Annotated in this window: 17 protein-coding genes; 13 read left to right on the top strand and 4 right to left on the bottom strand. The window is 69.4% G+C overall.

Annotated features, from left to right (window positions below; translation table 11 throughout):
* The first annotated feature begins 133 nt into the window (after positions 1-133).
* From kdpF to DCN14_RS26885, 13 genes are all read left to right on the top strand, one after another.
* Positions 134-226 carry a K(+)-transporting ATPase subunit F gene (gene kdpF, locus DCN14_RS26945; RefSeq protein WP_096507655.1) on the top strand — a complete coding sequence of 31 codons (93 nt, stop codon included), beginning with the start codon at positions 134-136 and terminating at the stop codon, positions 224-226.
* The gene (gene kdpA / locus DCN14_RS26940; protein ID WP_096507654.1) at positions 223-2,028 is read left to right on the top strand and encodes a potassium-transporting ATPase subunit KdpA; all 1,806 of its coding nucleotides are present in this window, start codon (positions 223-225) and stop codon (positions 2,026-2,028) included. Before kdpF ends, kdpA begins: the two co-directional genes overlap by 4 nt.
* Positions 2,029-2,083: 55 nt before the next feature.
* A complete protein-coding gene (gene kdpB, locus DCN14_RS26935) occupies positions 2,084-4,168 on the top strand; it encodes a potassium-transporting ATPase subunit KdpB (protein ID WP_096507653.1) in 2,085 nt (694 codons plus the stop codon).
* A gap of 27 nt (positions 4,169-4,195) precedes the next feature.
* On the top strand, positions 4,196-4,777 hold the full coding sequence (gene kdpC / locus DCN14_RS26930; protein ID WP_096507652.1) for a potassium-transporting ATPase subunit KdpC: 582 nt from the start codon (positions 4,196-4,198) through the stop codon (positions 4,775-4,777).
* A 142-nt stretch (positions 4,778-4,919) separates the two neighbouring features.
* Positions 4,920-7,769 (top strand): sensor histidine kinase KdpD, encoded by a 2,850-nt coding sequence (locus DCN14_RS26925; RefSeq protein WP_096507651.1) that lies wholly within the window; start codon positions 4,920-4,922, stop codon positions 7,767-7,769.
* Positions 7,762-8,460: a two-component system response regulator KdpE gene (gene kdpE / locus DCN14_RS26920; RefSeq protein ID WP_096507650.1), complete on the top strand. Its 699-nt coding sequence runs from the start codon at positions 7,762-7,764 to the stop codon at positions 8,458-8,460. Before DCN14_RS26925 ends, kdpE begins: the two co-directional genes overlap by 8 nt.
* Before the next feature lie 140 nt (positions 8,461-8,600).
* On the top strand, positions 8,601-8,885 hold the full coding sequence (locus tag DCN14_RS26915; protein ID WP_096507694.1) for a DUF333 domain-containing protein: 285 nt from the start codon (positions 8,601-8,603) through the stop codon (positions 8,883-8,885).
* Positions 8,886-9,086: 201 nt separating this feature from the next.
* On the top strand, positions 9,087-9,407 hold the full coding sequence (gene sugE, locus DCN14_RS26910) for a quaternary ammonium compound efflux SMR transporter SugE (protein WP_096507649.1): 321 nt from the start codon (positions 9,087-9,089) through the stop codon (positions 9,405-9,407).
* Positions 9,408-9,629: 222 nt separating this feature from the next.
* A complete protein-coding gene (locus DCN14_RS26905) occupies positions 9,630-10,247 on the top strand; it encodes a DUF4126 domain-containing protein (protein ID WP_096507648.1) in 618 nt (205 codons plus the stop codon).
* Positions 10,248-10,354: 107 nt separating this feature from the next.
* The gene (locus tag DCN14_RS26900; RefSeq protein ID WP_096507693.1) at positions 10,355-12,862 is read left to right on the top strand and encodes an FtsX-like permease family protein; all 2,508 of its coding nucleotides are present in this window, start codon (positions 10,355-10,357) and stop codon (positions 12,860-12,862) included.
* A gap of 42 nt (positions 12,863-12,904) precedes the next feature.
* Positions 12,905-13,315 (top strand): group II truncated hemoglobin, encoded by a 411-nt coding sequence (locus tag DCN14_RS26895; RefSeq protein ID WP_096507647.1) that lies wholly within the window; start codon positions 12,905-12,907, stop codon positions 13,313-13,315.
* A gap of 103 nt (positions 13,316-13,418) precedes the next feature.
* A complete protein-coding gene (locus DCN14_RS26890) occupies positions 13,419-14,150 on the top strand; it encodes an alanyl-tRNA editing protein (protein ID WP_096507646.1) in 732 nt (243 codons plus the stop codon).
* Positions 14,147-14,764, top strand: a complete 618-nt coding sequence (locus DCN14_RS26885) for a DUF924 family protein (RefSeq protein ID WP_096507645.1) — start codon at positions 14,147-14,149, stop codon at positions 14,762-14,764. The genes DCN14_RS26890 and DCN14_RS26885 overlap by 4 nt, the downstream gene beginning before the upstream one ends.
* A 106-nt stretch (positions 14,765-14,870) precedes the next feature.
* On the opposite strand, the gene DCN14_RS26880 is transcribed toward DCN14_RS26885, so the two are convergent.
* From DCN14_RS26880 to DCN14_RS26865, 4 genes are all read right to left on the bottom strand, one after another.
* The gene (locus tag DCN14_RS26880; protein ID WP_096507644.1) at positions 14,871-16,769 is read right to left on the bottom strand and encodes a glycosyl transferase; all 1,899 of its coding nucleotides are present in this window, start codon (positions 16,767-16,769) and stop codon (positions 14,871-14,873) included.
* A gap of 232 nt (positions 16,770-17,001) precedes the next feature.
* On the bottom strand, positions 17,002-17,763 hold the full coding sequence (locus DCN14_RS26875; protein WP_096507643.1) for an SDR family oxidoreductase: 762 nt from the start codon (positions 17,761-17,763) through the stop codon (positions 17,002-17,004).
* Between the two features lie 16 nt (positions 17,764-17,779).
* A complete protein-coding gene (locus DCN14_RS26870) occupies positions 17,780-18,361 on the bottom strand; it encodes a TIGR00730 family Rossman fold protein (RefSeq protein WP_096507642.1) in 582 nt (193 codons plus the stop codon).
* The gene (locus DCN14_RS26865) at positions 18,358-19,113 is read right to left on the bottom strand and encodes a TetR/AcrR family transcriptional regulator (protein ID WP_096507641.1); all 756 of its coding nucleotides are present in this window, start codon (positions 19,111-19,113) and stop codon (positions 18,358-18,360) included. Before DCN14_RS26865 ends, DCN14_RS26870 begins: the two co-directional genes overlap by 4 nt.
* Positions 19,114-19,141: the final 28 nt, after the last annotated feature.

Raw genomic sequence — 19,141 nt, 5'->3', positions numbered from 1 at the left:
GTCCGATTTCGACGACGGAGAACACAAAAATGGATGGGGTTTTCATCGGCGCACTGGTGCTCTTCACCGCGCTGATCCTCGGTTTGCTTGGCGGTTGCGAGCAGCTTTCGCAATACGGCCGCGGAGGGCGCGCATGACCTGGATGCTTTGGCTGGCGGGCGCCTCGACGGCCCTGCTGTTCGTGTATCTCGTCTTTGCGCTGTTGCGCGCGGAGGACATCGAATGAACGCGAACAATCTGCTGCAGACGCTGCTGTTCATCGTCGTGCTGCTCGCGGCGGCCGTGCCGTGCGCGCGCTACCTGACGAACGTGATGGACGGCAGCGCGCGCGTGGTACGCGTGTTCGGGCCGCTCGAACGCGCGCTGTACCGCATCGCCGGCGTCGATGCCGGCACCGAAATGAACTGGAAGCAGTACGCGATCGCAACGATCGCGTTCAACGCGCTCGGCGCGCTGTTCCTTTACGGCCTGCTGCGGCTGCAGGGCCTGTTGCCGGGCAATCCGCAGCAATTCGGCGCGATGACGGCCGACGGCGCATTCAACACGGCGGTGAGCTTCGTCACCAACACGAACTGGCAGGACTACACGCCCGAACAAACGGTCAGCTACCTGACGCAGATGCTCGGCCTGACCGTGCAGAACTTCCTGTCGGCGGCCACCGGCATCGTCGTCGTGATCGCGCTGATCCGCGGCTTCGCGCGCCACACCGCGCAGACGATCGGCAACTTCTGGGTCGACCTCACGCGCGTGACGATGTACGTGCTCGTGCCGATGGCGATGGTGATCGCCGCGCTGCTGATGAGCCAGGGCGTGATTCAGAACATGCAGGCGTACCAGGACGTGCCGGTGCTGCAGACGAGCACCTACGCGGCGCCGAAGCTCGACGCGCAGGGCAGTCCGGTGAAGGACGACAAGGGCAACCCGGTGACGGTGCCGACGCCGCTCGCGAAGCAGACGCTCGCGATGGGCCCGGTGGCATCCCAGGAAGCGATCAAGATGCTCGGCACCAACGGTGGCGGTTTCTTCAACGCGAACTCCGCGCATCCGTACGAGAACCCGACGCCGTTCTCGAACTTCATCCAGATCTTCGCGATCCTGATCATCCCGGCCGCGCTGTGCCTGGCGTTCGGCCGCGTGATCGGCGACCGCCGGCAGGGCGTCGCGGTGCTCGCGGCGATGACGGTTGCGTTCGCGGTCGCGATCGGCGTCGAGGTGAGCGCCGAGCAGGCCGGCAACCCGGCGTTCGCCGCGCTGCACGTCGACCAGTCGGCAAGCGCGCTGCAGCCGGGCGGCAACATGGAGGGCAAGGAAACGCGCTTCGGGATCGCGCAGACCGGCATCTTCACGGTCGCGACCACGGCCGCGTCGTGCGGCGCGGTCGACACGATGCACGATTCGCTGACCCCGCTCGGCGGCCTCGTGCCGATGCTGCTGATGCAGCTCGGCGAGGTGATCTACGGCGGTGTCGGTTCCGGTCTCTACGGGATGCTCGTGTTCGCGCTGCTCGCGGTGTTCGTCGCCGGCCTGATGATCGGCCGCACGCCGGAATACGTCGGCAAGAAGATCGAGTCGTACGAGATGAAGATGGTGTCGATCGTCGTGTTGCTCACGCCGCTGCTCGTGCTGGTCGGCACGTCGATCGCGGTGCTCGCCGACGCGGGCAAGGCCGGCATCGCGAACCCGGGCCCGCACGGCTTCTCGGAAATCCTGTACGCGTTCAGCTCGGCCGCGAACAACAACGGCAGCGCGTTCGCGGGCCTGACGGTCGGCACGCCGTTCTACAACTGGATGACCGCGATCGCGATGTGGTTCGGCCGCTTCGGCACGATCGTGCCGGTGCTGGCGATCGCCGGCTCGCTCGCCGCGAAAAAGCGCATCGCCGTGACGAGCGGCACGCTGCCCACGCATGGTCCGCTGTTCGTCGTGCTGCTGCTCGGCACCGTGATGCTGGTGGGCGCGCTGACCTATGTGCCGGCGCTGGCGCTCGGCCCCGGCGTCGAGCATCTGATGATGTGGCTGGGCGCGTGAACGCGCGCCCGCATGGCGACACCTTGAAAAGACTGAAGAGATTGAAGAGATCGCAATGACTCAACATTCCGCAACACGGTCCATGTTCGATCCGGCGCTGCTGCGTCCGGCGATCGTGGATTCGTTCAAGAAACTCACGCCGCGCACGCAGTTCCGCAACCCGGTGATGTTCTGCGTGTACGTGGGCAGCATCCTCACCACGATCCTGTGGATCGCGGCGCTCGCCGGCCAGGCCGAGGCGCCCGCGGGCTTCATCCTCGCGATCGCGCTGTGGCTGTGGTTCACGGTGCTGTTCGCGAACTTCGCCGAAGCGCTCGCGGAAGGGCGCTCGAAGGCGCAGGCCGCATCGCTGCGCAGCGCGAAGAAGGACGTGATGGCGAAGAAGCTCAACGAGCCGCATCCGAAGTCGCCGATCCGCATCATGACCGCGTCCGACCTGCGCCGCGGTGACGTCGTGCTGGTCGAGGCCGGCGACGTGATCCCGGCCGACGGCGAAGTCGTCGACGGCGTCGCATCGGTCGACGAATCGGCGATCACCGGCGAATCCGCGCCGGTGATCCGCGAATCGGGCGGCGACTTCTCGTCGGTGACGGGCGGCACGCGCGTGCTGTCGGACTGGATCGTCGTGAAGGTCACCGCGAACCCCGGCGAGGCGTTCCTCGACCGGATGATCGCGATGGTCGAAGGCGCGAAGCGCAAGAAGACGCCGAACGAAATCGCACTGACGATCCTGCTCGTCGCGCTGACGATCGTGATGCTGCTCGCGACCGCGACGCTGCTGCCGTTCTCGATGTTCTCGGTGGAAGCGATGAAGGCCGGCCATGTGGTGACGATCACCGCGCTCGTCGCGCTGCTCGTGTGCCTGATCCCGACGACGATCGGCGGGTTGCTGTCGGCGATCGGCGTGGCGGGGATGAGCCGGATGATGCAGGCGAACGTGATCGCGACGTCGGGCCGCGCGGTGGAAGCGGCCGGCGACGTCGACGTGCTGCTGCTCGACAAGACCGGCACGATCACGCTCGGCAACCGTCAGGCGTCGGCGTTCGTGCCCGCGCCGGGCGTGACCGAGGAAGCGCTGGCCGACGCCGCGCAACTGTCGTCGCTCGCCGACGAAACGCCGGAAGGCCGCAGCATCGTGGTGCTGGCCAAGGAACGTTTCAACATCCGCCAGCGCGACATGGCGCAACTGCACGCGACGTTCCTCGGCTTTTCCGCGCAGACGCGGATGAGCGGCGTCGATCTTCCGGGTCGCGAGATCCGCAAGGGCGCGGCCGATGCGATCCGCCGCTATGTCGAGACGCACGGCAGCCGCTTTCCGGAAGAGGTGCGTCGCGCGGTCGACGAGGTCGCGCGGCGCGGCAGCACGCCGCTCGTCGTGGCCGACCTGCATGACGGCGCGGCGCGCGTGCTCGGCGTGATCGAGCTGAAGGACATCGTGAAGGGCGGCATCAAGGAGCGCTTCGCGGAGCTGCGCAAGATGGGCATCAAGACCGTGATGGTGACGGGCGACAACCGGCTGACGGCCGCGGCGATCGCGGCGGAAGCGGGCGTCGACGATTTCCTCGCGGAAGCGACGCCGGAAACCAAGCTCGCGACGATCCGCGAGCACCAGGCGGCCGGCCGGCTCGTCGCGATGACGGGCGACGGCACCAACGACGCGCCGGCGCTCGCGCAGGCCGACGTGGCGGTGGCGATGAACACCGGCACGCAGGCAGCGAAGGAAGCCGGCAACATGGTCGACCTCGACTCGAATCCGACCAAGCTGATCGAGATCGTCGAGATCGGCAAGCAGATGCTGATGACGCGCGGCTCGCTGACGACCTTCTCGATCGCGAACGACATCGCGAAGTACTTCGCGATCATCCCGGCCGCGTTCGTGACGACATACCCGCAACTGCGCGTGCTCGACATCATGCACCTCACGTCGCCGGCATCGGCGATCCTGTCGGCGGTGATCTTCAACGCGCTGATCATCGTCGCGCTGATCCCGCTCGCGCTGAAGGGTGTCACGTACCGGCCGCTCGGCGCCGCGTCGCTGTTGCGCCGCAACCTGCTGGTGTACGGCCTGGGCGGCGTGCTGCTGCCGTTCCCGTTCATCAAGCTGATCGACATGACGCTCGCCGCGCTCGGCTGGGCCTGATGCGCCGCATTTGAAGGAAGATCCATCATGAAAACGTTGATTCGCCCGCTCGTCGTGATCTTTGTCGTGCTGACCGCCGTGACGGGGCTCGCTTACCCGGCCGTGATGACCGTGTTCGGCCAGGCCGTGTTTCCGTCGCAAGCCAACGGCAGCCTGATCGAGAAGGACGGCAAGGTGGTCGGCTCCGCGCTGATCGGCCAGTCGTTCGATGCGCCGAAGTATTTCTGGGGCCGGCTGTCGGCCACGTCGCCGATGCCGTACAACGCGGCCGGCTCGGGCGGCTCGAACCTCGGCCCGCTGAACCCGTCGCTCGCCGACCAGGTGAAGGGGCGCATCGCCGCGCTGCGCGACGCGGGCACCGACCTGTCGAAGCCGGTGCCGGTCGATCTCGTGACGGCGTCCGCCAGCGGTCTCGATCCGGAGATCACGCCGGCCGCCGCCGCGTATCAGGTCGAGCGCGTCGCGAAGGCGCGCAACCTGACGCCGGACGCGGTCGCGCGGCTCGTCGCCGCGAACACGTCAGGCCGCCAGTTCGGCGTGCTCGGCGAGCCGCGCGTGAACGTGCTGAAGCTGAATCTCGCGCTCGACGCGGCGCAGGCCGCGCACTGAACGCCGGGGCAGCCCGGCGCGGCTGGCTGCGCGCCGGGCCCGATTGGTGACCGACGGCGCATGCGCCGTCTTTGCCTTTGCGGCGATTTGGAACAACAATGCCTGTACTCGCGCGTAATCCGGCGCACCGCCTTCCCGACGCATGAACCGCCCCGATCCAGACCAACTCCTCGACAAGCTGCAGCGAGACGAAGAAAAGCAGCGGCGCGGCCAGCTCAAGATCTTCTTCGGCGCGTCCGCCGGCGTCGGCAAGACCTACGCGATGCTGCAGGCCGCGCGCCAGCGCCTGCAGGACGGCGTCGACGTCGTCGTCGGCATCGTCGAGACCCACGGCCGCAGCGAAACCGCCGCGCTGCTCGGCGGGCTGGACGTGCTGCCGCTCGCGCGCATCGACTATCGCGGCCGCTCGCTCGCCGAGTTCGATCTCGATGGCGCGCTCGCGCGTGCGCCGCAATTGATCCTCGTTGACGAACTCGCGCATTCGAACGTGCAGGGCGCGCGGCACCTGAAGCGCTGGCAGGACGTCTACGAACTGCTCGACGCGGGCATCGACGTGTATACGACCGTCAACGTCCAGCATCTCGAAAGCCTGAACGACGTGGTCGGCGCGATCACCGGCATTCGCGTGTGGGAGACCGTGCCCGACCGCGTGTTCGACGCGGCCGACGAGGTTACGCTGGTCGACCTGCCGGCCGAGGAGCTGCTTGAGCGGATGCGCGACGGCAAGGTCTATCTCGCGCAGCAGGCCGAACGCGCGGTGCGCAACTTCTTCCGCAAGGGCAACCTGATCGCGCTGCGCGAGCTGGCGTTGCGGCGCACGGCCGATCGCGTCGACGCGCAGATGCGCGAGTACCGCGCGGACCGCTCGATCCAGCGCATCTGGCAGGCGCGTGAGCGGCTGCTCGTGTGCGTCGGGCCCGGCCCCGAGGCGCCGACCCTCGTGCGCGCGGCCGCACGGCTCGCCGCGAGCGTGAAGGCCGACTGGATCGCCGTGTATGTCGAGACGCCGCGGCTGCAGCGGCTGCCCGACGCGCAGCGGCAACGCACGCTCGATGCGCTGAAGCTCGCGGCCGAGCTCGGCGCGGAGACGGCCACGCTGGCCGGCGACGACGCGGTCGCCGCGCTGATCGGCTATGCGAAGGTGCGCAACGTGTCGAAGGTCGTCGCCGGCGGCTCGCCGAAGGTCGGGCTCGCGCGCCGCTTCGCGCGGCCGTTCGGCGAGAAGCTGGCCGAACGCGCGGGCGACGTCGACCTGATGCTGATCCGCGCGTCGGCGAGCGACGACGCGCGCGCGACGCCGCTCGACCCGCGCGTGCGCGACTGGCGCAATGCGTTCGCGCAGTTCGGCACGCACCGCTCGCCGCCGCGGCACTACGCGTATGCGGCCGCGATCTGCGCGGCGATCACCGTCATTGCGAGCATCGTGTCCGAGCGGCTCGATCTCACGAACCTCGTGATGCTGTACCTGCTCGGCGTCGTGTTCTCGGCCGTGCGGCTCGGGCGCGGCCCGGGCGTGCTGCAGTCGTTCCTGTCGGTCGCCGCGTTCGACTTCTTCTTCGTGCCGCCGCGCATGTCGTTCTCGGTCAGCGATACACAATACCTGCTGACCTTCTTCGGGATGCTGCTGACATCGCTCGTGATCAGCCACCTGACGTCGACGCTCACGCGCCAGGCGAGCGTCGCACAGCGCCGCGAACGCCGCACCGGCGCGATCTATGCGATGGCGCGCGAACTGGGCGCCGCGCTGACGACCGAGCAGATCGTCGAGATCGGCAGCCGCCACGTCGGCGAGGTGTTCCGCGCGCGCGTCGCGTTCCTGCTGCCCGACAGCGCGGACCAGGTCCGGCAGAAGATCGAGGATCCCGACGCGGCCGTCATGCTGACGGGCGCGGAGCTCGACAGCGACGTCGGCCAATGGGTGTACGACCAGCAGAAGGCGGCCGGCCGCGGCACCGACACGCTGCCCGCGACCGCCGCGCTGTACCTGCCGTTGAAGGCGCCGATGCGCACGCGCGGCGTGCTCGCGGTGGCGTCGCGCGAGCCGCGCGAACTCGAGGTGCCCGAGCAGCAGCGGATGCTCGACGCGTTCGCCGCGCAGATCGCGCTCGCGCTGGAGCGTGTGCACTACGTCGAGATCGCGCGCGATGCGCTCGTCAACATGGAGTCCGAGCGGCTGCGCAACTCGCTGCTGTCGGCGATTTCCCACGACCTGCGCACGCCGCTCACGACGATCGTCGGCTTCTCGTCGATGCTCGCGAACGCGCGCGCGGCCGCGCCGCGCACGCAGACCGACGCCGCCGCGGCCGAGCGCGGTGCGCAGCGCGAAGGCGAGCTCGTCGATGCGATCCACGACGAGGCGCTGCGCATGACCGGCATCGTCACGAACCTGCTCGACATGGCGCGGCTGCAGGCCGGCAGCCTGCAGCTCAAGCGCCAGTGGTCGCTGCTCGAGGAAACCGTCGGCGCGGCGCTGGCCGCATGCAAGCGCGTGCTCGCGCACCATCCCGCGCGCGTGTCGCTGCCGGCCGACCTGCCGCTGTTGCGGATGGACGCGGTGCTGATGGAGCGGCTCTTCACGAACCTGTTCGAGAACGCGGCGAAGTACACGCCGTCGGGCGCGCCGCTCGACATCGGCGCGGAGTGTGTGACCGATGACGGGCAACCGTACGTGCGCGTGCACGTCGACGATCACGGCCCGGGCCTGCCGGCCGGGATGGAGGCGCGAATCTTCGACAAGTTCACGCGCGGCGAGAAGGAATCGGCGACGCCGGGCATCGGGCTCGGCCTCGCGATCTGCCGCGCGATCGTCGAGGCGCACGGCGGTAGAATCGGCGCGCTCAACCGTACCGGGCCCGACGGCCGCGTGACGGGCGCGCGCTTCTGGTTCACGCTGCCGGTCGATACGCCGCCGGCCGTGCCTGCCGTACCCGACGACGATATCGACGCGCCCGGCGCATCGTCCCCATCCGAGCCCTTGCCAGACCATGAGTGAACCGAGCCTGACCGTCGTCCTGATCGAGGACGAAAAGCAGATCCGCCGCTTCGTGCGCGCCGCGCTCGAAGAGGAGGACATCGCCGTATTCGAGGCGGAGACGGGCAAGCAGGGGCTGATCGACGCGGCGACGCGCAAGCCCGACCTGGTGATCGTCGACCTCGGCCTGCCCGACACCGACGGCCTCGACGTGATCCGCGAGCTGCGCGGCTGGTCCGAGGTGCCGGTGATCGTGCTGTCCGCGCGCACGCAGGAGGAGGAGAAGGTTGCCGCGCTCGACGCCGGCGCCGACGACTACCTGACCAAGCCGTTCGGCGTGTCCGAGTTGCGTGCACGGATGCGCGCGCAACTGCGCCGGCGCAACCAGGGCGGTGCGAGCGAGTCGCCGAAGGTGAGCTTCGGCGGCGTGACCGTCGATCTCGCGCTGCGCCAGGTCTGGCGCGACGGCGAGATCGTGCACCTGACGCCGCTTGAATACCGGCTGCTCGCGACGCTCGTGCGGCACGCGGGGCGCGTGCTCACGCACCGCCAGCTGCTGCGCGACGTATGGGGGCCGTCGCACGTCGAGAGCCATCACTATCTGCGCATCTACATGGCGCATCTGCGCCAGAAGCTCGAACGCGATCCCGCGCAGCCCGAGCACATCGTGACCGAGACGGGCGTCGGCTATCGGCTCGTCGGCGCCGCGTGACGTTCGCGGCCGGAAAGCAAGCGCGCTCGGTGTCGAAGTTGCATCGGCGCGACATCGCCGGCGCGCGCGCCGGCCGCGCACACCGGTTGCGGATTCCCCGCTATGCTGACCGTTCTGAGAACGAAACTGAGGAGCGTGCAATGTCCGTCCGTCTGGCCGTCATCTGTGCGCTGGCGCTTGCTGCGCCCGGCGCGTTCGCGCAGCCGCTTCCTCCCGGTCAGCAACCGTCGTCGTCGCAGCCCGCGCTCGCCAATCCCGCGTCGGTCAACTGCGAGAAGCTCGGCGGCCGCCACGTGATCCGCAACCTGCCGCGCGGACAGGTCGGGATGTGCGTGTTCAAGGATGGCCGCGTATGCGACGAATGGGCGCTGTATCGCGACGACCGCTGCGTCGGCGGCGCGGCCGCCAAGCGCGTGTCGAACTGAGCGGTTGAACCGCCGAACCGCCGCGCGCGGCAGGCGCACCGGCGCCCGCCGGGCGATGCCGCGGCCGGATTCCCCGTGCGGGCGTGGCCGGCAGCATCCGGCGCGCCCGTAAGCATCTTGTTATACTCGGCGCCGCCCGGGGACGACCCCGGGTCATTCGCTTCAACGGGGACGGCCCCATCCGATACGGAGTACGTCGAGATGGCGTGGGGATTGTTGTTGATCGCCGGTTTGCTGGAAGTGGCCTGGGCGGCCGGCATGAAATCGTCCGAGGGCTTCACGCGGCTCGGACCGTCGGTGTTTACGATCGTGACGGCGCTGGCCAGCTTCGGGCTGCTCGCGGTCGCGATGCGCCAGTTGCCGCTCGGCACGGCGTATGCGGTGTGGACGGGCATCGGCGCGGTCGGCGCGTTCGTGTTCGGTATCGTGATGATGGGCGAGGCGCTGACCGTCGCCCGCGTCGCGAGCGCATCGCTGATCGTGCTCGGGCTGATCGGCCTGAAACTGTCGTCGGCCGCCTGAGGCCGGCATGCCGGGCGCGCTCGCGCCCGGTCGCCCGGCCGTGACGCACTGCGGAATTGCGCCGGCCATCCCGATAGCCTGTCTATAATGGAACGCATTCGGGCCTGAATGCCGTTTCGCCGTCCCCGGCGGGCGGCGCCGGTCGCCACGCGCCGCGCGGCCGGTCATGCGACCCGATCCGATCAATCGGCAAAAGCGCACGGAAAGTGCAAGGAGAGGGCCATGATCGAAGCCATTTCGCTCGGCGCGGGGCTCGCGTGGGCGAGCGGGCTGCGCCTGTACCTGACGGTGCTGATCGCCGGCGTGCTCGCGCGGGCCGGCTGGCTTCATCTGCCCGATACGCTCGCCGTCCTCACGTCGCCGTGGGTCATCGGCGCCGCAGCCGTGCTCGCCGTTACCGAATTCCTTGCCGACAAGATTCCCGCGTTCGATTCGCTGTGGGACGCCGTGCATACGTTCATCCGCATCCCGGCCGGCGCGGTGCTGGCCGCCGGTGCGCTCGGCCATGCCGATCCGACCGTGCTCGCGGTCGCCGGGCTGGCCGGCGGTTCGCTCGCCGGTGCCGCGCACATCACGAAGGCCGGCACGCGCGCACTGATCAACCTGTCTCCCGAACCGATCTCGAACTGGATCGCATCGTCGACCGAGGACGGTCTCGTGTTCGGCGGCCTCGCGCTGGCGTTTTTCGTTCCGCTGGCGTTTCTCGTGCTGCTCGCCGCGTTCATCGTCGCGTCGGCGTGGGCGCTGCCGCGCTTGTGGCGCGGCGTGTCGGGCGGGTTCCGCGGGATGGCGAACCATATGGTGTCGCGGCTCAACTCGATCGGAGGCAAGCGCGATTGAAGGCGCAGTCGTCCGTCGAGCGGCAGCACGCTGATTCGTCCGCACCCGGGCCGCGCGGCCACGCCGGCCGCTTCGGCTGGCACGACCTGATCCGCCAGGCCGCGCGGATGACCGCGCGCGACTGGCGCGCCGGCGAGCTGACGCTGCTCGTGCTGGCGCTGGTGCTCGCGGTCGCGGCGCTGACGAGCGTCGGTTTTCTCGCCGACCGGCTGCGTCAGGGGCTCGAGCGCGATGCGCGCCAGATGCTCGGCGCCGATTTCGTCGTGCGCGCCGATCATCCCGTCGATCCGTCGTTCGATCGCGACGCGCGCGCACTCGGCCTGCGTACCGCGACGACCGCCATTTTCCCGAGCATGATCGCAGCGGCCGCGGGTGGTGGGCCGGCGGCCGGTGCCGCGCCCACGCGCCTCGCGGCCGTGAAGGCCGTGTCGCCCGGGTATCCGTTGCGCGGTGCGGTCGAGATCGTGCCGGCCGGCGCCGCCGCCGCGCACAAGGCGACCGCGATTCCGGCGCCCGGCACCGTGTGGGCCGATCCCGCGCTGCTCGATGCGCTGCATCTGCGAGCAGGCGACACCGTGCGCGTCGGGCTGCGCACGTTCACGGTCGCCGCATCGATTTCCCGCGAGCTCGATCGCGGTTTCTCGTTCGTCAATTTCTCGCCGCGGCTGATGATGCGCGCGGACGAACTCGCCGCGACCGGGCTCGTCGGTTATGGCAGCCGCGTCACGTACCGGCTGCTGGTCGCCGGCGACCCGCAGGCAGTTGCGCGCTTCGAGGCGTATGCGCATGGGCGCGTCGACGGCGGCAAGCTGCGCGGCGTCGGACTCGAATCGCTGCAGGAAGGGCAGCCGCAGGTGCGGCAGACGCTCGATCGCGCGCGCCATTTCCTGACGCTCGTCGCGCTTTTGACCGCGCTGCTCGCGGCGGTCGCGATCGCGATGGCCGCGCAGCGCTACATGCGGCGCCATCTCGACGGCTGCGCGACGATGCGCTGCCTCGGCGTGAGCCGCCGCACGCTCGGCGCGCTGTTCGCGCTCGAATTCGTCGGCATCGGCGTCGTCTCGGGCGTCGCGGGCGCGCTGCTCGGCTATGGCGGCCACTGGGCGCTGCTGGCGGCGCTCGGCGGCCTGATCGACGTCATGCTGCCGCCGCCGACGCTGTGGCCGGCGCTCGTCGGCATCGGCGCCGCGCTCGTGCTGCTGCTCGGCTTCGCGCTGCCGCCGCTCGTGCCGCTCACGCGCGTGCCGCCGGTGCGCGTGCTGCGGCGCGACTGGGGCGGCGCGTCGCGCACCGCGTGGGCCGCTTATGCGATCGGCGTCGTGCTGTTCGCCGGGCTGCTGATCGTCGCCGCGGGCAACCTGAAGCTCGGGCTGATCGTCGCGGGCGGGTTCGCCGGCGCGCTGGTCGGCTTCGCGCTGATCGCCCGGCTCGTGCTGTACGCGGCGGCGCGCGCGGTGCGCAACGCGCGCGTGGCCGCGGGCATCGGCTGGCGTTATGCGCTTGCATCGCTGCACCGGCGCGGCACGGCGAGCGCGCTGCAGATCACCGCGCTCGCGCTGGGCCTGATGTGCCTGCTGCTGATCGCGATCACGCGCAACGACCTCGTCGCCGGCTGGCGGGCGTCGACGCCGCCCGATGCGCCGAATCAGTTCCTGATCGACATCCAGCCCGACCAGCGCGACGACGTCGCAGCGTGGCTGGCCGCGCACGGCGTGCGCGATGCGGTGCCCGCGCCGATGGTGCGCGGCCGGCTCGTCGCGATCAACGGCAAGCCCGTGAACCCGGACGCGTATCCGTCCGACGAAGCGCGCCGGCTCGTCGATCGCGAATTCAACCTGTCGTATACGACCGAGCTGCCGTCCGACAACCGGATCGTTGCCGGCGACTGGTTCGGCACGTCGGCCACGCCGCAGATCTCGATCGAGGCCGGGCTCGCGAAGACGCTGAACGTGAAGCCGGACGACGTGCTGCGCTTCGACGTGACCGGGCTGACGGTCGATGCGCCGATTACCAGCGTGCGCAAGCTCGACTGGGGCACGTTCCGCGTCAACTTCTTCGTGCTGATGCCGCCGCCGGTGCTGAAGGATTTCCCGGCCGTCTACCTGACGAGCTTCCATCTGCCGGCCGATCGGGCGGCGCTGCTCGACCCGCTGATCGCGCGCTACCCGAACCTGACCGCGATCGACGTTGCGCCGATCCTCGCGCAACTGCAGCGGATGATGCTGCAGGTGGTGGGCGCCGTACAGTTCCTGTTCGCGTTCACGCTCGCGGCCGGCGTGCTCGTGCTGTACACGGCGCTTGCCGGCTCGCGCGACGAGCGCGTGCGCGAGGCCGCGCTGCTGCGTGCGCTCGGCGCGTCGCGCGCGCAGGTCAATGCGGTGCAGCGCGCGGAATTCGTCGTCGTCGGTGCGCTGGCAGGCGCGCTGGCATCGGCGGGCGCCATCGCGGTCGGCTGGGTGCTCGCATCGCGCGTGTTCGATTTCCGGCTCGCGGTCGATCCGTGGCTCGTGCCGGCCGGCATCGCGGCCGGCGTCGCGTGCGCCGCTGCGGCCGGCTGGCTGAGCCTGCATAATGTGTTGCGGCGCCCCGCGCTGCAGTCGCTGCGCGACGCCTGAGCGTCGCCGGCGGCCCCGACTATCCCGTTTCCGATTATCCGTATGACCGATGTGAATGATGATGCGCCGTCGCAGCCGACGGCGTTCGAGCTCGTGGGCGGCGAAGCCCGCGTGCGCGACATGGTGGACCGCTTCTACGACCTGATGGACCTCGAGCCCGAGTTCGCGGAGATTCGCGCGCTGCATCCGGCGTCGCTCGATGGCTCGCGCGACAAGCTGTTCTGGTTCCTGTGCGGCTGGCTCGGCGGCCCCGACCATTACATCAGCCGGTTCGGCCATCCGCGGCTGCGCGCGCGGCACCTGCCGTTTCCGATCGCATCGGTCGAGCGCGACCAGTGGCTGCGCTGCATGGCGTGGGCGATGGAGGACGTCGGGTTGCCCGAGCCGCTGCGCGAGCGGCTCATGCATTCGTTTTACGATACGGCCGACTGGATGCGCAACCGGCCCGGTTGATCGACCGGTACGCTGCTGTCCGGGCGCCGGACGATCTGCGTCTGGGCGCCTGTCCGATGCGGCGCGACACTGACCGTTTCCCCATCGATACGAGGTTCGCCCGATGACGACCCAGGCCCTGTTTCGCGAAGACGCCTACCTCACGCAATGCGACGCCGTCGTCGCGGCCGTCGGCGATGACGGCATCCGGCTCGACCGTACCGTGTTCTATCCGCTCGGCGGCGGGCAGGCCGGCGACAGCGGCACGCTGACGCTGTCCGACGGCAGCACGATCGTGATCGCCGACACGCGCAAGGCGAAGTTCGACGGCGCGACGCCCGACGACGCCGTGCACGTGCCGGCAGCGGGACAGGAGGCGCACCTGGCGGCGCTTGCGACCGGCGCGCGCGTGGTCGCGGACATCGACTGGCTGCGCCGTTACCGTCACATGCGGCTGCACACGGCCGCGCACCTGATGTGCGCGGTGCTGCCGTATCCGGTCGACGGCTGCAGCGTGACGGCCGACTACGTGCGGCTCGATTTTGCGACGTCCGACGCGATCGACCGGCAGGACGTCGAACGCCGTCTCGCGGCGCTGGTCCACGGTGCGCATCCGGTCACGACCGAATGGATCACCGACGCGGAGATGGCCGAGCGGCCCGAACTGGTGCGCACGATGAGCGTGAAGCCGCCGATGGGGCTGGGCCGCGTGCGGCTGCTGCGCATCGTCGGCGTCGACCTGCAGCCGTGCGGCGGCACGCACGTGCGCAATACGGCGGAAATCGGCGACCTGCGGGTCGCCAGACTTGAAAAGAAGAGCGCGCGGACGCGGCGCCTCGTACTGGAGTTTGCATGACGATCGACACCCTGACGGATGGCGCCGCGGCGCTCGATCCGCGCGCGAGAGAGATTCTCGATTTCTGGTTCGGCGCGCCGGATTCGGCCGAGTTCGGGCACGCACGCAAGGTATGGTTCAACGGCGGCGCGGCGTTCGACGACGTGCTGCGCACGCGCTACGGCGCATTGCTCGACGCCGCATGCGACGGTGCCTGCGACCGCTGGGCCGGCTCGCCGTCGGGCGCACTCGCGCTGATCGTGGTGCTCGACCAGTTTTCCCGCAACATTCATCGCGGCACGCCGCGTGCGTTCGCTGCCGACCCGAAGGCGCTGGCGCTCGCGCGCCGCGTCGTCGCGGCCGGGTGGGACGCGCAATTGCCGAGCGGCCATCACCGCGCGTTCGCGTATCTGCCGTTCGAACATGACGAGTCGCACGAGAGCCAGCGCGAAGCCGTGCGTCTGTGTGCGGGCATTCGTGATGAAGCGGGGTGCGAGAGCTATCACGACTTCGCGTTGCGGCACGCGGCCGTGGTCGAGCGCTTCGGGCGCTTTCCGCACCGGAACGCGATTCTCGGCCGTGCGTCGACCGACGAGGAAACGGCATTTCTGCGCGAGCCTGGCTCGTCGTTCTGACGCGTCGGGGCAGCGGGCGGGGCGGGCATGAAGCCGCGTGCGCGTGGCGAGTGCGGGTGAAGCCTCTGCCGAAAATGACGACGGCGCCCGTGGGCGCCGTCTTGCATTACGGTGTCGCGCGCTCTTCCGGCGTGCGCACGTACACACGCAGCAGTTCCTCGCCGTCGCCCGGCCGCGCGCCGGTCCAGAACAATTTCCACTCGCTGCCGGGTGCGGGATCGACTGCCCGTACGCCCTGGACGATCATCCACGTGCAGCGCGTCGCCTTCGCGTCGTTGATCGGCGTGTGCTGGATGCCCGAGAAGTAGTACAGCATCGGCGCTTCCGACTCGCCGAGCCCGTGCAGGCTTGCCATGCAGTCGCCGTCGTTCCATTCGAGCGCGAGATGCGCGTTGAGGTCTTCGAACACCGACCGGTAGCTCTTCGCGACGTCGAGCCACGGCAGCAGCAGCGTGTACACGAGCCCCCACGCGACCAGCGCGCCCGCGCCCCACGACAGCGCGCCGCGCCACCGGCCGGTCGTGCGCAGCTTCGGCAGCAGCCACAGCCAGCCGACCGTCAGCACGAGCGCGCCGATCACGAACCCGGGCACGATCGGCATCGTCCAGTCGAGCGGCAGCCAGCGGCCGAGCAGTGCGAGGTTCGCGTGCGATGCGCGCGGATCGGCCATCACCGCCCAGATCCCCCACGCGAGTGCGACGACGACGCCGAACAGCAGGCGGCTCAGGTAATCCCACGCGAGATGCAGGCCGCGCGGCAGCCGCTCGATCGCCTGTGCGGCGATCAGCGCGAGCGGCGCGAAGAACGGCAGGATGTAGAGCTGGCGCGAGGTCGCGGACACTTGCAGCACCGCGAGGCCGATACCGGTGAACAGCACGGGCAGTGCGATGCGCGGCGTGCGCCAGTCGCGCCAGGCGCCGCGCGCCAGCGCGACGATCGCGAGCGGTGCGACCGGGAAACCGACCAGCAGGAACGCCCGCAGGATGAAGAACGGCTTGTCGTTTTCCGCGCCGAGTTGCGGCACGGAGAAACCGAAGAAACGGCCGACGTTGTTGTCCCAGAACCACGTCATGAACAGCGTCTCGGAGCGCAGGAACAGCGCGGTCGGCCAGATGAGCGCGAACGGCGCGCACACGAGCGCGGCGACGCCGAGCGAGCGTGCGAACGCGCGGGTGCGGCAGGCCGGGTAGAGCACGAGCGCGCCCGTAAGCGTGGCCGCGAATACGAGCGGCACGAACAGTCCTTTCGCCATCAGCGCGATGCCGACGCCTGCGCCCAAGATCGGCGCGGCCCAGCAGCCCGACGGCCGTACCGGCAGCCCGTGCCGCATGTGCTGCGCGCGCGCGAGGTGCCGCATCACGAGTTCCAGCATGCCGCAGAAACCCATCGCGGTGCCGGCGAACAGTGCGACGTCCGTCATCATGTCGTGCACGTGCTTGATCACGACGAGCGTGCCTGCGCTCAGCACGACGGGGCCGATCACGCGCAGGTCGAGCCAGTTGTCCGCGCGGTTTGCGCTGCGTGCCGCGCGCGCGATGAAACCGAACCCGAGTGCCGCGAACAGCGCGCTTGCGAGCCGTGCCGCGTCGTGCAGCGGCATCACGCGCTGCAGCAGCCACGCGAGACTCGTCGCGACCCACGCGTAGAGCGGCGGCTTTTCCATGAACGGCTGGCCGGCATTGGTCGGCACGACGAAGTCGCCGGTCTCGAGCATGTGCTGGATGATGCCGAACGTATAGGTCTCGTCCTGCTTCCACGGATCGTGGCCGAGCACGCCCGGCAGCGTGTAAGCGCAGACCAGCGCGGCGACCAGCAGCCACGCCTGCCAGCCGAGCCGGGCGACGCGCTCGCGCGCCGCATGCGTTGCGGCGGCGGGGCCGGCCACGGCCGGCGTAGCGGCGGCATCGAGCGTCGCGCCGAAGTCGGGATCGGCGGCTGATCGGGCATGATGAGCCGAAGCGGGCACGGACGTGCGTCGCCGGCCGGGCGCTGCGGAACCTGGCATGGAAAAGATCTCGGTCGGGTCAAGCCGGTCCGGCGACATGGGCCGGGACCGATACGGGTCGCGTCGAGGCGAAATGACAGCTGGATGATCCGGCTGTTTGATGTGGCGCTAGTAGAGCACGGAATTGTTACCGATGTTTACTGAAACTGTCGCGATATTGTGGAGATTTGTGGTGTCGTGACGATGGACTGTTTCAGTGGGCGGTTTTTGCCGCCCTGCACGGTCGACGCGGTTAGCGGCCGCCGCCCACGTCGAGCAGGGCGCCCGTCGTGTAGGACGCCGCGTCGCCGAGCAGCCAGACGACTGCTTCGGCGATCTCCCGCGCGTCGCCCGCGCGGCCGAGCGGCGTCTGGGCGCCGAGGCGGGCCGCCCGGCCCGGCTGGCCGCCGCTCGCATGGATTTCGGTTTCGATCAGGCCGGGGCGCACCGCGTTGACGCGCACGCCGTGGGGGCCGAGTTCCTTCGCGAGGCCGATCGTCAGCGAGTCGACCGCGCCTTTCGAGCCGGCGTAGTCGACGTATTCGTTCGGCGAACCGAGCCGGGACGCGATCGACGACACGTTGACGATCGCACCGCCGCTGCCGCCGCGGTTGGTGGACAACCGGCGGGCGGCTTCGCGCGCGCACAGATACGCACCGAGCACGTTGGTGTCGAACATCCGCCGCAGCCGGTCTGCCGGCATGTCGGCGAGCGGCATCGACGACGCGACGATACCTGCATTGTTGACGAGCGCGTCGAGGCGCCCGAACGCCGCCGCGACGGTGTCGAACATCGCGATGACGTCCGCTTCGTTCGCGACGTCGCCGGCCACGATGCAGGCGCGTGCACCCGCGTCGCGAACGGCCTGCGCGGTCAGTTCGGCCGCGGCCGCGTCGCGCGCGTAGTTGATGCCGACGTCCCAGCCGCGCTCGGCGGCGAGCACGGCGGTCGCGCGGCCGATGCCGCGGCTGGCGCCGGTGATGAGGACGGCCTTGCGATCGGACGGGGCGGTCATGGGCTTCCGATGAGCGTTACTTGGCTGCGTCGGGTGCCCACTTGTCGCGGGCGGGTGGCTGATAGCGGCGCAGCCGGTCGATCAGCGCGACGGGTTCGGACTCGACGCACAGCGCGTCGAAATAGGCCGGGCGCATGAAGCCTTCGTCGACCGTATGGCGCAGCAGCGCGATCAGCGGATCGTAGAAGCCATCGATGTTGTACACCGCGACCGGCTTGCGGTGATAGCCGAGCTGCGCCCACGTATAGACCTCGAACAGCTCCTCGAGCGTGCCGGCACCGCCGGGCATCGCGACGAACGCGTCGGAGAGGTCGGCCATCATCTTCTTGCGGTGGTGCATGTCGGGCACGACGTGCAGTTCGGACAGCCCCGTATGACCGACTTCCTTGTCGACGAGCAACTCGGGGATCACGCCCACGGCACGGCCGCCGACGGCCATCACTTCATCGGCGATCACGCCCATCAGGCCGACGCGGCCGCCGCCGTAGACGAGCGTGAGGTCCGCTTCGACGAGTGCGCGGCCGAACGCGCGCGCGGCGTCCGCATAGACCGGCCGCACGCCGGACGACGAGCCGCAATAAACGCAGACTGCCTTCATTGTTTCGTGTCCTTCGCGGCGGGCTTGGCGGCGACCGGGCTGCCCGCGGCGCGCGGCGAACCGTCGCGCGGCGGCAGGTAGTCGGTGAATTCGCGCTTGGGCAGCTTGCCGGAGACGAGATCGTCGAACAGCTGGCGCGAGCGGCCGCGCAGGTAGGGCGCCATGACGGAGATCACGTGCATGCTCACCTGGTGCAGCTCTTCGCGGATCGCATCCTGGTCGTTGTATTTGCGCGGATGCATCACGTACTGATACGACAGCCAGTACGTGGAGATCACCGCCATGTTGGTGGCGATGACTTCGATCTCGGCGGGCGTCGCGACCATTTCGGCGTCGGAGACGAGCAGCTCGCACATGTCGTGCGCGAAGCGCACCTTGTGGCTGATGATCTGCTTGAAGTGCGTCTCGAGCGTGCGGTTGCGCGCCAGCAGGTCGTTGAGGTCGCGATACAGGAACCGGTAGGTCCACATGAAATCGGCCATGTACTGCAGGTACGACCAGGTCTCGTCGATCGTCGGACGGTGATCTTCGGGAAAGCGCAGCCGCCGTTCGATCTGCTGCTCGAACTGCGCGAAGATGCTGTTGATGATGTCGTCCTTGTTGCGGAAATGGTAGTACAGGTTGCCTGGACTGATTTCCATTTCCTCGGCGATCGTCGTGGTCGTGACGTTCGGCTCGCCGATCTCGTTGAAGAGTTTCAACGACAACTCGAGAATCCGTTCGCGCGTGCGGCGGGGAGGTTTCGCTTCCATGTCGTCCGGCCCTGTGTGTGCCGGACTG

It is taken from the genome of Burkholderia sp. IDO3 (genome assembly GCF_003366075.1).
GTDB lineage: Bacteria > Pseudomonadota > Gammaproteobacteria > Burkholderiales > Burkholderiaceae > Burkholderia > Burkholderia anthina.
This window is presented reverse-complemented; position numbering and strand designations above follow the sequence as displayed.

What these genes read in the sequence shown, in the direction of transcription:
- kdpF (WP_096507655.1), top strand. Translation starts at nt 134, where the DNA reads ATGACCTGGATGCTTTGGCTGGCGGGCGCCTCGACGGCCCTGCTGTTC.
- kdpA (WP_096507654.1), top strand. Translation starts at nt 223, where the DNA reads ATGAACGCGAACAATCTGCTGCAGACGCTGCTGTTCATCGTCGTGCTG.
- kdpB (WP_096507653.1), top strand. Translation starts at nt 2,084, where the DNA reads ATGACTCAACATTCCGCAACACGGTCCATGTTCGATCCGGCGCTGCTG.
- kdpC (WP_096507652.1), top strand. Translation starts at nt 4,196, where the DNA reads ATGAAAACGTTGATTCGCCCGCTCGTCGTGATCTTTGTCGTGCTGACC.
- DCN14_RS26925 (WP_096507651.1), top strand. Translation starts at nt 4,920, where the DNA reads ATGAACCGCCCCGATCCAGACCAACTCCTCGACAAGCTGCAGCGAGAC.
- kdpE (WP_096507650.1), top strand. Translation starts at nt 7,762, where the DNA reads ATGAGTGAACCGAGCCTGACCGTCGTCCTGATCGAGGACGAAAAGCAG.
- DCN14_RS26915 (WP_096507694.1), top strand. Translation starts at nt 8,601, where the DNA reads ATGTCCGTCCGTCTGGCCGTCATCTGTGCGCTGGCGCTTGCTGCGCCC.
- sugE (WP_096507649.1), top strand. Translation starts at nt 9,087, where the DNA reads ATGGCGTGGGGATTGTTGTTGATCGCCGGTTTGCTGGAAGTGGCCTGG.
- DCN14_RS26905 (WP_096507648.1), top strand. Translation starts at nt 9,630, where the DNA reads ATGATCGAAGCCATTTCGCTCGGCGCGGGGCTCGCGTGGGCGAGCGGG.
- DCN14_RS26900 (WP_096507693.1), top strand. Translation starts at nt 10,355, where the DNA reads ATGACCGCGCGCGACTGGCGCGCCGGCGAGCTGACGCTGCTCGTGCTG.
- DCN14_RS26895 (WP_096507647.1), top strand. Translation starts at nt 12,905, where the DNA reads ATGACCGATGTGAATGATGATGCGCCGTCGCAGCCGACGGCGTTCGAG.
- DCN14_RS26890 (WP_096507646.1), top strand. Translation starts at nt 13,419, where the DNA reads ATGACGACCCAGGCCCTGTTTCGCGAAGACGCCTACCTCACGCAATGC.
- DCN14_RS26885 (WP_096507645.1), top strand. Translation starts at nt 14,147, where the DNA reads ATGACGATCGACACCCTGACGGATGGCGCCGCGGCGCTCGATCCGCGC.
- DCN14_RS26880 (WP_096507644.1), bottom strand. Translation starts at nt 16,769, where the DNA reads ATGCCAGGTTCCGCAGCGCCCGGCCGGCGACGCACGTCCGTGCCCGCT.
- DCN14_RS26875 (WP_096507643.1), bottom strand. Translation starts at nt 17,763, where the DNA reads ATGACCGCCCCGTCCGATCGCAAGGCCGTCCTCATCACCGGCGCCAGC.
- DCN14_RS26870 (WP_096507642.1), bottom strand. Translation starts at nt 18,361, where the DNA reads ATGAAGGCAGTCTGCGTTTATTGCGGCTCGTCGTCCGGCGTGCGGCCG.
- DCN14_RS26865 (WP_096507641.1), bottom strand. Translation starts at nt 19,113, where the DNA reads ATGGAAGCGAAACCTCCCCGCCGCACGCGCGAACGGATTCTCGAGTTG.